General features: G+C 73.6%; 13 protein-coding genes. 9 read left to right on the forward strand and 4 right to left on the reverse strand.

From position 1 onward, the window contains the following. Positions 1-885 carry a carbohydrate ABC transporter permease gene (locus tag NMK34_RS08720; protein ID WP_318332959.1) on the forward strand — a complete coding sequence of 295 codons (885 nt, stop codon included), beginning with the start codon at positions 1-3 and terminating at the stop codon, positions 883-885. Positions 886-963: 78 nt separating this feature from the next. Here the strand turns inward: NMK34_RS08720 and NMK34_RS08725 are convergent, their stop codons facing one another. Then, a complete protein-coding gene (locus NMK34_RS08725) occupies positions 964-1,557 on the reverse strand; it encodes a GNAT family N-acetyltransferase (RefSeq protein WP_318332960.1) in 594 nt (197 codons plus the stop codon). A 35-nt stretch (positions 1,558-1,592) separates the two neighbouring features. Here NMK34_RS08725 and NMK34_RS08730 point away from each other — a divergent pair, with 35 nt between their 5' ends. Then, positions 1,593-2,897: a glycosyltransferase family 87 protein gene (locus NMK34_RS08730; protein ID WP_318332961.1), complete on the forward strand. Its 1,305-nt coding sequence runs from the start codon at positions 1,593-1,595 to the stop codon at positions 2,895-2,897. Here NMK34_RS08730 and NMK34_RS08735 read toward each other — a convergent pair. Then, positions 2,802-3,347, reverse strand: coding sequence for a GNAT family N-acetyltransferase (locus tag NMK34_RS08735; RefSeq protein WP_318332962.1), 546 nt, complete (start codon positions 3,345-3,347; stop codon positions 2,802-2,804). The genes NMK34_RS08730 and NMK34_RS08735 overlap by 96 nt on opposite strands. A 79-nt stretch (positions 3,348-3,426) precedes the next feature. Between NMK34_RS08735 and NMK34_RS08740 the strand changes: the two genes are divergently transcribed. From NMK34_RS08740 to NMK34_RS08765, 6 genes are all read left to right on the forward strand, one after another. Further along, positions 3,427-4,656, forward strand: coding sequence for a winged helix-turn-helix domain-containing protein (locus NMK34_RS08740; RefSeq protein ID WP_318332963.1), 1,230 nt, complete (start codon positions 3,427-3,429; stop codon positions 4,654-4,656). Further along, positions 4,646-5,284, forward strand: coding sequence for a DUF2752 domain-containing protein (locus NMK34_RS08745; protein ID WP_318332964.1), 639 nt, complete (start codon positions 4,646-4,648; stop codon positions 5,282-5,284). The genes NMK34_RS08740 and NMK34_RS08745 overlap by 11 nt, the downstream gene beginning before the upstream one ends. A 398-nt stretch (positions 5,285-5,682) precedes the next feature. Continuing rightward, positions 5,683-6,420, forward strand: coding sequence for an FAD-dependent thymidylate synthase (gene thyX, locus NMK34_RS08750; protein ID WP_128138493.1), 738 nt, complete (start codon positions 5,683-5,685; stop codon positions 6,418-6,420). 52 nt (positions 6,421-6,472) lie between these two features. Further along, complete coding sequence (dapA, locus tag NMK34_RS08755) at positions 6,473-7,399, forward strand: 4-hydroxy-tetrahydrodipicolinate synthase (protein WP_318332965.1); 927 nt, start codon at positions 6,473-6,475, stop codon at positions 7,397-7,399. A 51-nt stretch (positions 7,400-7,450) separates the two neighbouring features. Next, a complete protein-coding gene (locus NMK34_RS08760) occupies positions 7,451-9,139 on the forward strand; it encodes a ribonuclease J (RefSeq protein ID WP_135243833.1) in 1,689 nt (562 codons plus the stop codon). 174 nt (positions 9,140-9,313) lie between these two features. After that, complete coding sequence (locus NMK34_RS08765) at positions 9,314-10,864, forward strand: S1 family peptidase (protein WP_318332966.1); 1,551 nt, start codon at positions 9,314-9,316, stop codon at positions 10,862-10,864. A gap of 63 nt (positions 10,865-10,927) precedes the next feature. On the opposite strand, the gene NMK34_RS08770 is transcribed toward NMK34_RS08765, so the two are convergent. After that, positions 10,928-12,625 (reverse strand): YbjN domain-containing protein, encoded by a 1,698-nt coding sequence (locus NMK34_RS08770; RefSeq protein ID WP_412098860.1) that lies wholly within the window; start codon positions 12,623-12,625, stop codon positions 10,928-10,930. Then, positions 12,574-13,053: a YbjN domain-containing protein gene (locus tag NMK34_RS08775; protein ID WP_194799809.1), complete on the reverse strand. Its 480-nt coding sequence runs from the start codon at positions 13,051-13,053 to the stop codon at positions 12,574-12,576. Before NMK34_RS08775 ends, NMK34_RS08770 begins: the two co-directional genes overlap by 52 nt. A 113-nt stretch (positions 13,054-13,166) precedes the next feature. Between NMK34_RS08775 and NMK34_RS08780 the strand changes: the two genes are divergently transcribed. After that, positions 13,167-15,623: an FtsK/SpoIIIE family DNA translocase gene (locus NMK34_RS08780; RefSeq protein WP_318332968.1), complete on the forward strand. Its 2,457-nt coding sequence runs from the start codon at positions 13,167-13,169 to the stop codon at positions 15,621-15,623. Positions 15,624-15,665 lie beyond the last annotated feature (42 nt).

The raw sequence follows: 15,665 nt of genomic DNA on the forward strand, positions 1-15,665 counted from the left end.
ATGGCCGTGCTGACCGACCGGCCGGCGCCGGTCGCGCGCCGCCGCGACCGCGAGCCGCGCGCCCGGGTCAACCGCTTCTTCGGGTACGCCGTCCTGATCTTCTTCGGACTGGTCTACCTCTACCCGTTCGTGATCCAGCTCGGGAACTCGTTCAAGACCGAGCCGGACGCGGCGGCGAACCCGCTCTCCCCGATCCCCGACCCGATCACCCTGGCCGGATTCGAGCGGATCTTCGCCGGCACCAACTTCCCGCTCTGGCTCGGCAACTCGGTGCTGGTCACCGTGCTGGTCACGGTCGGCCGGGTGTTCTTCGCCTCGCTGGCCGGATACGCGCTGGCCCGGCTGCGGTTCCGGGGCCGGACCGGCCTGTTCGCCGCCGTCATCGCGGTGATGGCGGTGCCCCCGGTGGTGCTGCTCATCCCGAAGTTCCTGGTGCTCAATCAGCTCGGTCTCTACGACAGCTACGCCGGCCTGGTGGTGCCGCTGCTCGCCGACGCGGCGGGTGTCTTCATCATGAAGCAGTTCTTCGAGTCGATCCCGGTGAGCGTGGAGGAGGCGGCCCGGATCGACGGCGCCGGCGTGTTCCGCACGTTCTGGTCGGTGGTGCTTCCGATGGCCCGGCCGGCGCTGATCACGTTGACCATCCTGTCGTTCCAGGGCTCCTGGAACGAGTTCCCGCACAGCCTCGTCTCGGTGCAGGATCCGGACCTGTTCACGCTGCCGCGCGGGCTGGCCGACCTGGTCAGCGGCTCGCTCGGCAAGGGCACCCAGTATCCGCTGAAGCTCGGTGCGGCGCTGCTGGCCACCATCCCGGTTGCGGTGCTGTTCCTGATCTTCCAGCGCTACTTCGTCCGGGGTGCCAACGAGGGCGCGGACAAGGAGTGAGCGGGGGCCGGCGGTCCCGCCCCGTGCCGGGACCGCCGGCCCACCCACGACAGGGTGGACCGGCGGCCGGGCGGAGACTCATCGGCCGGCTGAGGAATTTTCCTCCGCGGTCTCGGGAACCGCCACGTGGAAGCGGAGCTGGGGGACGAGCATGTCGTCCACGTCCAGCGCCCGGGCCGCGCCGTCCGGCTCCCAGCCGGTCGAGCCGAGGAACTTCCGGGTCGCCGCGTCGGCGTCGAACGTCCACGCCACCGCCCGGGTCAGCCCGTCGGCCCGCCAGTGGTCGACCGCCGCGGCGAGCAGCCGGCTGCCGTGCCCGCGCCGCCCCCACCGGGGCTCGACCAGCAGGTCCGTCACCGCCGCGACGTCCGAACCGAGCGCCGCGGCCGGCTCGTCCGGGGCGAGCGCGTCGGCGTCGGCCGGACCGGAGGCGACGAACCCCACCAGATAGGATTGCGCCGCCTGTTCGACGGCGACCAGCACCCGATGTGCGCCCGAGGGCGGCTCCTGCACCGCCGCACTCCACCGCCGCGCGAGGTACGCCTCGTCGAGGTTGTCGAGCACGTGCCGGGGCAGGATCCGGCGGTACGCGACCCGCCAGGTCGCGAGCTGGATGCGTGCGATCTCGCCGGCGTCCTCGGGACGCGCGGGCCGGACGTAGCCTGCAGCCATGGCACGTGAGCCTACGCAGGGCGAGGAGGGTGACGGTGGCGCAGGGTGCCGGGCGGACGATCACGCAGGTCGTCGCCGTGGTGGCGCTCGCCGCGGCGGTCACCGTGTTCCTCTCCGTGGCGGCGGTGCGGCACGGCTTCTTCGACCTCCAGGTCTACTACGGCGCGCTGACGTACTGGGCGCGTGACGGCGGGGAGATCTACGACTTCCTGCGCCCCGGCACGCAGTACGGCTTCACCTACCCGCCGTTCGCCGCGCTGGTGATGCTGCCGATGGCGTACCTGCCGTGGAGCGCCGCGATCGTGGTGAGCGTGATCGCGACGGTGCTGGCGAGCGCCGTGGTGATCTGGCGGCTGCTCGACCCGGTGGCCCGCCGGTCCGGCTGGACGCGCTGGTTCGCGCTCGCTGTCGCGCTCTGCCTGGCCGCCGCGTACGAGCCGATGCGCGAGACGGTCAACTTCGGCCAGGTCAACATGCTGCTGCTGTTCCTGGTGGCGGTGGACCTTCTGTGGCTGCTGCCGGCGCGCAGCCGCTGGGCGGGCGTGGGCATCGGCCTGGCGACCGCGATCAAGCTGACGCCCGGCATCTTCATCGTCTACCTGCTGGTCACCGGCCGCTGGCGGGCCGCGCTGACCACAGTCGGCACGGCCGCCGTCGCCACGCTGGTGGCCGCCGGTCTCTTCCCCGACGCGTCCCGGGAGTTCTGGACCGAGGCGCTGTGGAACACCGACCGGGTCGGCGAGCTGGCGTTCGTCTCCAACCAGTCGCTGCGCGGGGTGGTGGCCCGGCTCGACCCGCAGCACCCCAGCACGATCGCGTGGCTGCTGCTCGTACTCGTGACGCTCGTGATCTGGGGGTGGCGGTCGCGGGCGGCGGTGGCCGCCGGCGACGAGGCCACCGGCCTGGCCCTCACCGGCGCGGTGATGTGCCTGGTCAGCCCGGTGACCTGGGTGCACCACCTGGTCTGGCTGCTGCCCGGGCTGATCCTGCTCGTGGACAACGGCATGGCGGCGCCCGCGCGCAGCCGGCGGCGCCGTCTGCTGCTGGCCGCCGCCTTGATCGGGTACGCGCTGCTGTGCAGCCGGATCGTCTGGTCCTGGGAGAAGGACTTCACCGGCGTGGACGGCTTCCTCGGCAGCAACACGTACGTGTGGATCAGCCTGGCGCTGCTGCTCGGGCTGCCGATCCGGCGCCGGCTCACGCCGGCCGGCGGTGGGCGTCCCGGCGACGGCGTCCCGGCCGGGTCAGCCTCCGGCGGTGTACCGCAGCTCGCGGAGCAGGATCGGGGTGCGCCCGCCGGAGAGCGGCACCGGATAGGTGGACTCCTCGCCGTCCGGTAGGTGCCCGGCCCGCTCGTAGAAGCGGCGGGCGCGGGCGTTGTCGGCGAGCACCCAGAGCCGGTACCCGGTCCAGCCCCGCTCGGCCAGCCCGTCGCGCGCCGCCGCGAGCAGCGTCCGCGCGGCGCCCGAGCCCCAGTGCGCCGGCTCCAGGTAGATCGCCAGCAGTTCGCCGTGCGCCGGGTCCAGGTCGCCGCGGTCCTGGTTGTTGCGGTACGGCCCGAACGTGGTGAACCCGACGATCGTGCCGCCGTCCTCGGCGACGAGCGTGGTGAACGGGTGCTCCGGGTCGGCGGTGCCGAGGTCGCGGCGGCGCTGCGCCCAGGCGTGGGGGTTCAGCCGGGTCAGCACCTCCTCGGGCATGATCCCGGCGTACCCGGCCTGCCAGCCGTGGACGTGCACCCGGGCGATCGCCTCGGCGTCGTCCGGTTCCTCCCGGCGAATGGTGAGCACCTGTCCGTTCTATGCCCCGACGGGCGATCGGTCCAGCCGCCGCTCCCGATGTCGTACCGCTGGATTAGGGTCGCCGGCGATGGCCGTACCGGAATCGCTCTCCCTCGCCCAGGCCCGCCGGATCGCCCTGGCCGCCCAGGGCTTCGCCGACCCGGCGCCGACCGGCGTGCCCACCCGCCGCCACCTGCGCCGGGTGCTCGACCGGGTCGGGCTGATCCAGATGGACTCGGTGAACGTGCTCCAGCGGGCGCACTACCTGCCGCTCTACAGCCGGCTCGGGCCCTACCCGACCGCGCTGCTGGACACCGCCGCCTACCGCCGCCCGCGTGAGCTGTTCGAATACTGGGCGCACGAGGCGTCGCTGGTGCCGGTGGGGCTGCACCCGGCGTTGCGCTGGCGGATGGCCAAGGCCCGCGACGAGGCGTGGGGCGGGATGCGCCGGATCGCCGAGGAGCAGCCCGAGCTGGTCGCCTGGGTCCGTGACGAGGTGGCCGCCCGGGGGCCGCTGACGGCGGCCGAGATCGAGCACGACGCCCCACGGGAGACCGGCAACTGGGGCTGGAACTGGTCGGCCGTGAAGCGGGCGCTGGAGTTCCTGTTCTGGGCCGGCGAGGTCACCGCCGCCGACCGCACCAACTCGTTCGCCCGCCGCTACGACCTGCCCGAGCGGGTGCTCCCGGCCGCCGTGCTGGACGCGCCCACCCCGACCGACGCCGAGGCGCACCGGTCGCTCGTGTCGATCGCCGCCCGCGCGCTCGGCGTCGCCGCCGAACCGGAGCTGCGCGACTACTTCCGGCTCCCGGTCGCCGGGGCGCGGCGGGCGGTGGCCGAGCTGGTCGAGGCCGGCGAGCTGACCCCGGTCACGGTGCAGGGCTGGCGGCAGCCGGCCTACCTGCACGCCGACGCGCGGCTGCCCCGCTGGGTCCGCGGCAACACGCTGGTCAGCCCGTTCGACCCGCTGGTCTGGGAGCGGGCACGCACCGAGCGGCTGTTCGGCTTCACCTACCGGATCGAGATCTACGTGCCGGCGCCGCAGCGGGTCTACGGCTACTACGTGCTGCCGTTCCGTCAGGGCGAGCGCTTCACCGCCCGGGTCGACCTGAAGGCCGACCGGAAGGCCGGGGTGCTGCTGGTGCCCGCCGCCTGGGTCGAGCCGGGCGCCGGCCCGGGGGAGACCGCGGTGGCGCTCGCCGCCGAGCTGTACCGGCTCGCCGGCTGGCTCGGCCTGGACGCGGTCGCGCCGCCCGCCGCGGGCGACCTCGCGGGGCCGCTGGCCGCCGCGCTGGTGGGTGTGGCCGGTGTACGGTGAGCGCGTGACGAGCGTTGACCGGCCTGCCACCGCGCCCGACCCGCACACCGAGCCGCACCCGCACCCGCACGGGCACGCGCAGCCGGAGTCCGGATCGCCGGCGCATGCCGGTCCGCCTGCTCCCACCGGAGCGCCGGGAGAGCCGTGGCCGGGTTACCCGGTGGCGTACCAGCCGGTCGAGAGCGACCGGCTCACCCGGCTGGTGATGCGTCTGCACGCCCGCGCCCCGCGCTGGGCGGTGCCGCTCGCCGCGCTCGGCTGCGTCGGCCTCGGCGTCGCGTACGCGCTGATCAGCGACCCGACCCGCAGCGACCCGGACGCCGCACCGACCTGCCTGCTCAAGCTGACCACGGGGCTGGACTGCCCGGGTTGCGGCGGCACGCGCGCGCTCTGGTACGTGCTGCACGGCGACCTGCCCGCCGCGGCCCGGCACCACTTCCTGTTCGTCTTCGCGCTGCCGTTCCTGACCTGGCTCTTCGTGGCCTGGGCGGGCAACCGGGCGTTCGGCTGGAAGCTGCCCGAGGCCCAGTTCAGCCCCAAGGTCATCGGTGTGTTCCTGGCCGCGTGGGGGGTCTTCTCGGTGGTCCGAAACCTCCCCTGGGCCCCCTTCACCTCGCTGTACGTCTGACCGGAGCCGCGCCCTCGCGAGATCTTGGTACGAAACGGCCGCCAGAAGGGCTGTTCAGTCCCATGACATCTGTCAGCGTTGAAGTCCCGATACATGTGTCACGTGGTAGGGATCTTGGGTCGGGTGGTATGTGCTGCCGGGCATGGCTTCTCGGCGGCATGTTATGAACCTGCTGGACGCGCTGCAGATCCACCCCTCACCCCCACCCCCACGATCCACAACCCCTGACACATCTATCGGGACTTCCCGTTGACACATGTCCCGGGACATGACAGCCGCCAGAAGGGCGCTTTCCTACCAAGATCTCGTTCGCGGCAGGCCGCCACGTCGACGGCTGCGGCCGCGTGCCCGATTTCCTCGGCGACGGCGCGGCCACTACAGTCGCAGGAATGCCGGAGATGGTTCAGCCCCAGGTCAAGTTGATCGCGTGGACCCAGTTCCAGGCGCCCGAAGAGGTGCCCTGGTCCACCGACGCCGACGGTGGGCAGGCGCTCGCCGAGTTCGCCGGCCGGGCCTGCTACCAGAGCTGGAAGAAGCCGAACCCGGCCACCGCCACCAACGCCGGCTACCTGTCGCACATCCTGGAGGTCGGCCACCTGAGCGTGCTGGAGCACGGCTCGGTGAGCTTCTACTTCAGCGGCGTCTCCCGCTCGTTCACGCACGAGCTGATCAGGCACCGGCACTTCTCCTACTCGCAGCTCTCCCAGCGCTACGTGCCCGAGCGGGACGCGGCGATGGTCGAGCCGTCGGTGATCGCCGACGACCCGGAGCTGCACAAGAAGTTCGTCGAGGCCACCGACGCGGCGGTGCGGGCGTACACCGAGTTGCTGGAGGGGCTGGAGGCCCGCTTCACCGACGAGCCCAACCCGACGCTGCGCCGCAAGCAGGCCCGCCAGGCGGCCCGGGCGGTGCTGCCGAACGCCACCGAGACGCGGATCGTGGTGACCGGCAACTACCGGGCCTGGCGCCACTTCGTGAAGATGCGCGCCACCGAGCACGCCGACGTGGAGATCCGCGAGCTGGCGGTGGAGTGCCTGCGCCAGCTCAAGGGCGTCGCGCCGAACGTCTTCGCCGACTTCGAGATCTCCACCCTGCCCGACGGCACCGAGGTGGCAGCGTCGCCGCACGCCGAGTGACTCGTCGCCCTTCGCCGCCGGGCCACCGGCGGCCGTCCGCTAGGTTGTGAGCATGACGCACGACCACTCCGCCGCCCCGAGCCGGGGCGCGTCGCGCCCGTTCGGGCGAGTGATGACGGCCATGGTGACCCCGTTCACGCCGGACGGCGGCCTGGATCTCGACGGCGCCGCCCGGCTGGCCGAATACCTCGTCGACGAGCAGGGCAACGACGCGCTGGTCCTCAACGGCACCACCGGCGAGTCCCCGACCACCACGGAGGCGGAGAAGGAGTCGCTGATCCGCACCGTGGTCAAGGCGGTCGGCGACCGGGCCCGCATCGTCGCCGGGGTGGGCACCAACGACACCCGGCACACCGTCGAGCTGGCCACGCAGGCCGAGAAGGCCGGCGCGCACGGCCTGCTGGTGGTCACGCCGTACTACAACAAGCCGCCGCAGGCCGGGCTGCTGCGCCACTTCACCACGGTCGCGGACGCCACCGGTCTGCCGGTCATGCTCTACGACATCCCGCACCGCGCGGGCGTGGCGATCGCCACCGAGACGCTCGTGAAGCTGGCCGAGCACGGCCGGATCGTCGCGGTGAAGGACGCCAAGGGCGACCTGTTCGCCACGTCGGAGGTGCTCAGCCGCACCGACCTGGCCTACTACAGCGGCGAGGACGCGCTCACCCTGCCGATGCTGTCGATCGGCGCGGTCGGCGTGGTCGGCACCTCCACCCACTTCACCGGCGCGCTGACCAAGCAGATGATCGAGGCGTTCGAGGCGGGCGACAACGCCCGGGCGCTCGCCCTGCACCGGCGGTTGCTGCCGCTCTACACCGGCATCTTCCGCACCCAGGGCACGATCCTGGTCAAGGCCGGCCTGGGGACGCAGGGTCGCCCGGCCGGTCCGGTGCGGCCGCCGCTCGTCGACGCCACCGGTGACGAACTGGCCCAGCTGCGCGCCGACTGCGCCGCGGCGGGCCTGCCCCTGCCCGAATGAATCAACGACACGACGGACGCCGCGCGACGGCGTCGCAGAATGAGGTGACGCGTGACCGAGGCGCACATCGAGGGTGAACTGCCCCCGCCGCTGCCCGAGGGCGGCCTGCGGATCATCCCGCTCGGCGGACTCGGCGCCATCGGCCGGAACATGACCGTCTTCGAGTACGACGGCAAGCTGCTGATCGTCGACTGCGGGGTGCTGTTCCCCGACGTCGAGCAGCCGGGCGTGGACCTGATCCTGCCCGACTTCGGCCCGATCCTGGACCGGCTGGCCGACGTGCAGGCGATCGTGCTCACGCACGGCCACGAGGACCACATCGGCGCGGTGCCGTACCTGCTCGCACACAAGCCGGACATCCCGCTCGTCGGCTCGCAGTTCACGCTCGCGCTCGTCGAGGCGAAGCTGGCCGAGCGGCGGATCCAGCCGTACACGCTGACCGTGCGGGAGGGCGGCCGGGAACGGCTGGGCCCGTTCGAGTGCGAGTTCTTCGCGGTGAACCACTCGATCCCGGACGCGCTCGCGGTGGCCATCCGTACGCCGGCCGGCCTGGTGCTGCACACCGGCGACTTCAAGATGGACCAGCTTCCGCTCGACGGGCGGATCACCGACCTGGCCGGGTTCGCCCGGCTCGGCGCCGAGGGCGTCGACCTGCTGCTGTCCGACTCGACGAACGCGGAGATCCCCGGGTTCGTCACGCCGGAGAAGGAGATCGGCCCGGTCCTCGACTCGATCTTCGCGAAGGCCAAGGGGCGGATCATCGTCGCCTCGTTCGCCTCACACGTGCACCGGGTGCAGCAGGTCTTCGACTCCGCCGTCGAGCACGGCCGCAAGGTGGCGCTGATCGGCCGGTCCATGGTCCGAAACATGGGCATCGCCCGCGACCTGGGCCTGCTCAACATCCCGGCTGGGCTGGTGGTCGGGATCGAGGAGGCCACGAACCTGCCGCCCGAGCAGATCGTGCTGATGTCCACCGGTTCGCAGGGCGAGCCGATGAGCGCGCTGGGCCGGATGGCCAGCGGCGACCACCGGCACATCACCATTGCGCCGGGCGACACCGTGGTGCTGGCGTCCTCGCTGGTACCGGGCAACGAGACCTCGGTCTACCGGGTGATCAACCGGCTGGCCCGGGCCGGTGCCGTGGTGGTGCACAAGGACGTCGCGAAGGTGCACGTCTCCGGCCACGCCCCGGCCGGTGAGCTGCTCTACCTGCTCAACGTCGTACGCCCGAGCAACCTGATGCCGGTGCACGGCGAGTGGCGGCACCTGCGGGCGCACGCCCGGCTCGGCATCGAGTCCGGCGTCGCGCCGGACCGGGTCGTGCTCTGCGAGGACGGCGACGTGGTCGACCTGGTCGAGGGCCGCGCCAGCCTGGTCGGCCGGGTCAAGAGCCGGTACGTCTACGTCGACGGCCTCGCCGTCGGTGACGTCAGCGAGTCGCTGCTCACCGAGCGCCGCATCCTCGGCGACGGCGGGTTCATCGCCGCGACGGTGGTGGTCGACTCGGTCACCGGCAAGGTGGTCGCCGGCCCGACCGTCTCGGCGAAGGGCTTCTCCGAGGATCCGGAGGCGTTCAACCCGGTGGTCCCGCTGGTCACCGAGGCGCTGAACCGGGCCGCCGCGGACGGCATCACCGACCCGCACCAGCTCCAGCAGATCGTCCGCCGCACGGTGGGCCGCTGGGTCAACGACGCGTACCGCCGTCGGCCCATGATCGTCCCGACCGTCGTCGAGGTCTGACCCGGCAGCGCCGCGCGCCGGTCCACCGTCCGCGGTGGGCCGGCGCCGTCGCTTTCCGGGTACGCCCCGACACGGCGCGTCGAAACGTGCCGCCGGCACTCATCCGATCGGCGTCCGTCTCCGTACCTCCCGATGGCCGGCGTGCCCCTGCGCCGGTCGGGAGGAGCGTGGCGGATGGACCGCAGACGGATGACAGTCATCGGCGTACTGGTGGCGGCGGCCGGGTTGACGGCGGCGGTGACCGTACCGTCGTTCGCCGGTGAGGAACCCCGGCGGGCCGCGCCGGCGGCCGACGGCATCGCGCCGGAGGTCCTCGACGCGATGGGCCGCGACCTTTCGCTGACCCGCGACCAGGCGGCGAAGCGGCTGCGGACCGAGCGGTGGGCGGCCGGTACGGTCACCCGGCTGCGCGGCGAACTCGGTGCCGGCTACGGGGGAAGCTGGCTCAGCGCGGACGGCGCCACGCTCACCGTGGCGGTGGCCGACCCGGCCGGCGAGGCGCGGGTACGTGCGGCGGGCGCGGTCCCGAAGCGGGTGGCCCGGGGCGTCGCCGAGCTGGACGCGGTCAAGAGCCGGCTGGACGCGGCGGGCGCCGACGCCAGCCCGGACGTGGCCGGCTGGTACGTCGACGTGGCAGACAACGCGGTGGTCGTGATCGCCCGGCCGGGCGCGGAGGCCGACGGCCGACGGCTCGCCGCCGCCGCCGGGTCGAAGGCCGGGATGGTCCGGGTGCGGACCGCCGACGAGGCCCCGCGTCCGCTGTTCGACGTGCGGGGCGGCGACGCCTACCTGATCAACAACGCGGGCCGCTGCTCGGTCGGCTTCTCCGTGGTCGGCGGGTTCGTCACCGCTGGGCACTGCGGCCGTCCGGGGGACCGCACCACCGGATCGAACCGGGTCGCCCAGGGCACGTTCGCCGCGTCCTCGTTCCCGGGTGACGACTGGGCGTTCGTGCGGGTGAACGCCGACTGGACGCCGCAGGGCGTGGTGACCGACTTCGCCGACGGCGGCACGGTGGCGGTGAACGGCTCCACCGAGGCTCCGGTGGGCGCGTCGATCTGCCGGTCCGGCTCCACCACCGGCACCCGCTGCGGCCTGATCCAGGCGAAGAACGCCACAGTCAACTACCCGGAGGGGACCGTCACCGGGCTGACCCGGACGAACGTCTGCGCCGAGCCGGGTGACTCCGGCGGCGCGTGGCTTTCCGGGGACCAGGCGCAGGGCGTCACGTCCGGCGGATCCGGCGACTGCACCCGGGGCGGCACCACGTTCTTCCAGCCGGTCAACGAGATCCTCCAGCGCAACGACCTGACGCTCGTCACCGCGGGCGACCAGCCCGCGCCCACGCAGCCGCCGGCGGGCGGCGGCGAGACCACCCCGCCCGCGACCGCCGAGCCCACCCCGCCGGCGGACGACACCGAGTGCTCCGGGCAGGTGAGCCGCACCGGCCGGATCGCCGCCGGACGAACCCAGGTCCAGCCGGACGGGCGCTTCTACCGGGTGCCCGACGGCACCCAGGAGGCGTGCCTGTCCGCGCCGGCCGGCGCTCGCATGGTGCTGGAGCTGCAACGCTTCACCGGCGGCGCGTTCCGCACGGTGGCCCGCGCGGCCACCGCCGACGGCACGGCCCGGCTGACCGCCGAGACGTCGGCCGGCGCCTATCGGTACCGCGTCGTCGGGTTGTCCGGCTCCGGCGAGTACACGCTGGCGTTCTCCGCCCGCTGACCGCCGCACCCAGACCGCGGCCCCCGATCACCACCGCCCGGTGGTCGGGGGCCGCGCCATGTGTCAGGGCAGCGCGGCGACCGCTTCGGCGTACGCGGTGCCCGTGCGGACCGCGGCGGCCACCAGCACCGCGAGCTGCGCCGGGGCCACCCCGCAGGACAGGTCGGTGGAGACGCCTGCGGCCAGCACCAGCGTCCCGTCGCCGGGCTCGTGCACGTACGCGGCGGGTAGCAGCCGGTCGTGGTTCCAGGCGTTGCAGAACGCGTACGCCTCGGCGCGCCGACCGGCCGGCAGCCGCCGCTGCGCCACCACCCGGGCGTGCAGCACGTCGCCGTCCCGGCCGAGCAGGCGGAACTGGATCGTGGCCTCGCCCCACCGGCCGGCGAGCGTGCCGTCCGGCTCAGGCGTGTACGGCTCGCCCCGGGCGTCGAGCGCGGCGGCGAGCAGCGCCGCGTCCAGCGGTGCCGGTTCGTCCGGCCCGGGCGGCAGGGGTTCGGCCGGATCGTCGGTGTCCGGCTCCTCGTCGAACTCGCTCTCGGCAGCCAGCGACACCGGCGCGGCGAGCGGCCGCTCGGCCAGCCAGGAGGCGATCCGGCCGGACTGGTGCCCGGTGCCGTTGCGGGCGTCGAAGCTGCCGGCGAGCGCCGTCGCCAGCGCCTGCAACTGCGTACCCAGCGTCGCCACGTCCACCTCGGCCGCCGGCCGGGAACCGTGCCCCGGGCGGTGGATGCGCCGCCCGCCCAGCCCGGCCTCGGCGGCCAGTCCGCACAGCAGCGCGCCCGCCGCCGCGAACTCCATCGCGGACAGGTCGTCGGCCGGGCGGTCCAGCTCGGGCAGCTGCTCGGTGAGGATCTCCAGCCCACGATGCAGGTAGCCGCCCAGCGCGCAGAAGCGCAGATGCGCGGCGAGCAGCGGGAACGCCGTCTTCTCGCTGCGGTGCCGGCGGTACGCGTACACGTGCGCCCGGGCCGCCCGCGTCACCGCGCCGGTACGCAGCCACGGCAGCAGCCCCACGGTGAGCGCCCGTTCCGGCTGGTCGGTGCAGGCCGTCGCGCCGGCCGCTGCCGCCTGCCGCTCGCCCCGCCGGGTCGGTGGCGCCTGCGGCTCGACCCAGCCGGTCAGCGCCGGTGCCAGCGCCGCCAGTGCCGCGTCCGGCTCGCCCCAGCCGGCCAGCAGGTCGGCCCGTCGCGCCGGGGCGCACCCCGCACAGCCACCCACCGGGTCGTTCGCGTCCGCCGCCGACCAACGCTCGTACGCCCGCCGGGCCGCCGGCTCGTCGCCGAGGTGGTCGGCGAGCCGGCAGCGCAGCTCCGCCACCGGTGCGGCGTCCTCGCCCAGTTCCCCGGCGAGCGCGTCCAACAGGGACCGGGCCTGGTCCAGGCCCACCCGGGGAGTGCCGAACGACGCCTCCACCGCCTGCCGCTGATGCCGGCGCAACCGGGTCAGCTCGTCCGGGCGGGCGTCCAGCAGCCCGGGGTGCCCGTCCAGCGTGGCCCGCATCCGCCGGACCGGCTCCACCGCCCGCCACCGCTCGCCCCGGTGCAGGTACGCCTCGACCAGCGCGAACCGCGCCGACACCGCGGTACGCGGATCGCCGGTGGCGTCCGCCCGCGACGCGATCCGCTCCAGCTCGGCGCAGCGCTCCGCGCCGTCGGGCCGGTCCCGGGCGTCGGCGAGCGCGGCGGCCAGCCCCCTGTCGCGTGCCGTGGTCACCGGAGCGTCCCGCCGGCCAGCTCGTCGACGGCGGCGGCGAGCTGGCATCCGGTGGTCACGCCACAGTCGACTAGCCGGTCGAGCTGGTGCGGCGTCACCCCGCGCTCGAGGTCGGTGGTGACCTCGCCGCACACCTGGGCCGACCCGTCGTCGGCGACGTGCACGTACGCCTTCGGCCAGAGCCGGTCGTGGTTCCACGTGTTGCAGAACGCGTGCAGCTCGGGCACGCGCTCGATGCCGAAGTGGTGCGCGACGACGGTGCGCACCTGGAGCAGCTCACCGGCCGCGCCCCGGCGGTGGAACCAGATCAGGTTCCGCTCCCAGCGGCCGACCAGCGCGCCGTCGGGTTCCTCGGCCACCGCGTACCCCCGGTGGCCGAGCACGGCGGCGATCAGCTCGCCGGTCAGCGGGCGCAGTTCCTGCGGGTGTCCGGCCAGCGGGCCGTCCGGACCGTCCTCGATCTCCGGCGACGCCATCGGGCATCCCTTCTGAGGCGAATAACACAAACGACGGTCCGACCCGTGCTGCGACGCGCGGACACGACCCGGAAAAGCGGCGATCCACCGGGTGCCGCCGTTACCGTGACTCTATGGCGGGCCGTACCTCTCAGGCGAGCCGGCGGCGCGGCGCGTCGCCGCGTGGCACCACGAACAACCGCGCCCGGCAACCGGCGAAGAAGGCGGCGGCGCGGAAGCCGGCGCGGCGGCGACCGGCTCCCGGGCCGAGCCCGGCCGCGTTCGTCGGCCGGGCGGTCGGCGCCGTCTGGATGGGACTTGCGCACACGGTCGGCTGGACGTTCCGGGCGGCCGGGCGGCAGGCCGCGTCCACCCGGGAGCTGGATCCGGAGCACCGCCGCGACGGCGCCGGGCTGCTGCTGTTCGGCCTGGCCATCCTCAGCGCGGTGGGCATCTGGGGCGGCGGCGCCGGGCCGGTGGGCCGGCACCTGGCCGACACCGTACGGCTGTTCATCGGCGCCATCTCGATAATCCTTCCGGTGCTGTTCATGGTGGGCGCGTGGCGGCTGATGCGGACCCCGGCCGACCCGGAGCACCGCGGTCGCGGCCTGGTCGGCTGGGGCTCGATGATGCTGGCTACCGCCGCGATGCTGCACATCGGGCAGAACCCGGTCGACGAGGTCCAGCGTGACTTCGCGGGTGGCCTGATCGGCGCGGGCGTGGGTGACCTGCTGAAGTCGGCGGTGACCGCCTGGGTGGCCATGCCGCTGTTGCTTCTGCTGCTGGTGTTCGGCCTGCTCGTGGTCACCGCGACGCCGATCAACAAGATCCCGGAGCGGCTCGGCCTGCGCGCCGGCCCGGCCGGGGCCGACGCCGACGAGGAGTTCGCCGAGGAGGAGGCGCCGGCGAAGCCGGCCCGCAAGCGGCCCGCGAAGCGGATGCCGTCGCCGCTGGAGCCGCTGGATCCGGACGACGAGCTGGCCGGCGTCGACCTCCAGGAGACGCTTGTCCTGCCGCGCAAGCCGCCGAAGGTGCCGGCGAACCGCAAGCCGGTCGAGCCGCCGGAGCACTCGCCGCTGCCCACCCGCGCCGAGCAGCTCGCGCTGACCGGGCTCGCCGGCGACTACACGCTGCCGCCGGCGAACCTGCTCGGCAGCGGCGCCAAGCCGAAGAGCCGCAGCAAGGCCAACGACGAGGTGATCGCGGCGCTCACCGGCGTCTTCGAGCAGTTCGACGTGGACGCCGCCGTCACCGGCTTCACCCGCGGCCCGACAGTCACCCGGTACGAGGTGGAGCTGGGCCCGGGCGTCAAGGTCGAGCGGATCACCCAGCTGTCCCGCAACATCGCGTACGCGGTGAAGTCGCCGGACGTCCGTATCCTCAGCCCGATCCCGGGCAAGAGCGCGGTCGGCGTGGAGATCCCGAACACCGACCCGGAGAACGTGTCGCTCGGCGACGTGCTGCGCTCCCGCGAGGCGACGAGCGACCACCACCCGATGGTGGTGGCGCTCGGCAAGGACATCGAGGGCGGCTACGTGGTGGCAAACCTCGCGAAGATGCCGCACATCCTGATCGCGGGCGCCACCGGCGCGGGCAAGTCGTCCTGCCTCAACTCGCTGCTGGTCTCCATCCTGACCCGGGCCACCCCGGACGAGGTGCGGCTGCTGCTGATCGACCCGAAGCGCGTCGAGATGACCGGCTACGAGGGCATCCCGCACCTGGTCACGCCGATCGTGACCAACCCGAAGAAGGCGGCCGACTCGCTGGAGTGGGTCGTCCGCGAGATGGACATGCGCTACGACGACCTCGCCGCCAACGGGGTCCGGCACATCGACGACTTCAACCGCAAGGTGCGCAACGGCGAGATCAAGGCGCCGCCCGGCAGCGAGCGGGAGATGCGGCCGTACCCGTACCTGCTGGTGATCGTGGACGAGCTGGCCGACCTGATGATGGTCGCGCCGCGCGACGTGGAGGACTCCATCGTCCGGATCACCCAGCTCGCCCGGGCCGCCGGCATCCACCTGGTGCTGGCCACCCAGCGGCCCTCGGTCGACGTGGTCACCGGCCTGATCAAGGCGAACGTGCCGTCCCGGCTCGCGTTCGCCACGTCCTCGCTCGCCGACTCCCGGGTCATCCTGGACCAGCCGGGCGCGGAGAAGCTGCTCGGCCGCGGCGACGGCCTGTTCCTGCCGATGGGCGCGTCGAAGCCGCAGCGCATCCAGGGCGCCTGGGTCACCGAGCGCGAGATCGCCGACGTGGTGAAGTTCTGCAAGGACCAGCGCGAGCCGGAGTTCCGCCCGGACGTGCTCGCCCCGGCGCAGGACAGCAAGAAGAAGATCGACGAGGACATCGGCGACGACCTGGACCTGCTCGTGCAGGCCGTCGAGCTGGTGGTCACCTCGCAGTTCGGGTCGACCTCGATGCTGCAGCGCAAGCTGCGGGTCGGCTTCGCCAAGGCGGGCCGGCTGATGGACCTGATGGAGACCCGGGGCGTGGTCGGCCCGTCCGAGGGCTCCAAGGCCCGCGACGTGCTGGTCAAGCCGGACGAGCTGGAGGAGGTTCTGGCCGGCCTGCGCGGCGGCGAGGACTGACGCCGCCTGCGGCAACTGTCGGCCAGTGGCAGGATGTCCTGC

The organism is Micromonospora sp. BRA006-A (genome assembly GCF_033433935.1).
GTDB classification, from domain to species: domain Bacteria; phylum Actinomycetota; class Actinomycetes; order Mycobacteriales; family Micromonosporaceae; genus Micromonospora; species Micromonospora aurantiaca.

Excerpts from the sequence above, each read along its gene's own strand:
- NMK34_RS08740 (WP_318332963.1), top strand. The coding sequence starts at position 3,427 with ATGGCCGTACCGGAATCGCTCTCCCTCGCCCAGGCCCGCCGGATCGCC.
- NMK34_RS08720 (WP_318332959.1), top strand. The coding sequence starts at position 1 with ATGGCCGTGCTGACCGACCGGCCGGCGCCGGTCGCGCGCCGCCGCGAC.
- thyX (WP_128138493.1), top strand. The coding sequence starts at position 5,683 with ATGGTTCAGCCCCAGGTCAAGTTGATCGCGTGGACCCAGTTCCAGGCG.
- NMK34_RS08725 (WP_318332960.1), bottom strand. The coding sequence starts at position 1,557 with ATGGCTGCAGGCTACGTCCGGCCCGCGCGTCCCGAGGACGCCGGCGAG.
- NMK34_RS08780 (WP_318332968.1), top strand. The coding sequence starts at position 13,167 with ATGGCGGGCCGTACCTCTCAGGCGAGCCGGCGGCGCGGCGCGTCGCCG.
- NMK34_RS08770 (WP_412098860.1), bottom strand. The coding sequence starts at position 12,625 with ATGCCAGCTCGCCGCCGCCGTCGACGAGCTGGCCGGCGGGACGCTCCG.
- dapA (WP_318332965.1), top strand. The coding sequence starts at position 6,473 with ATGACGCACGACCACTCCGCCGCCCCGAGCCGGGGCGCGTCGCGCCCG.
- NMK34_RS08775 (WP_194799809.1), bottom strand. The coding sequence starts at position 13,053 with ATGGCGTCGCCGGAGATCGAGGACGGTCCGGACGGCCCGCTGGCCGGA.
- NMK34_RS08765 (WP_318332966.1), top strand. The coding sequence starts at position 9,314 with ATGGACCGCAGACGGATGACAGTCATCGGCGTACTGGTGGCGGCGGCC.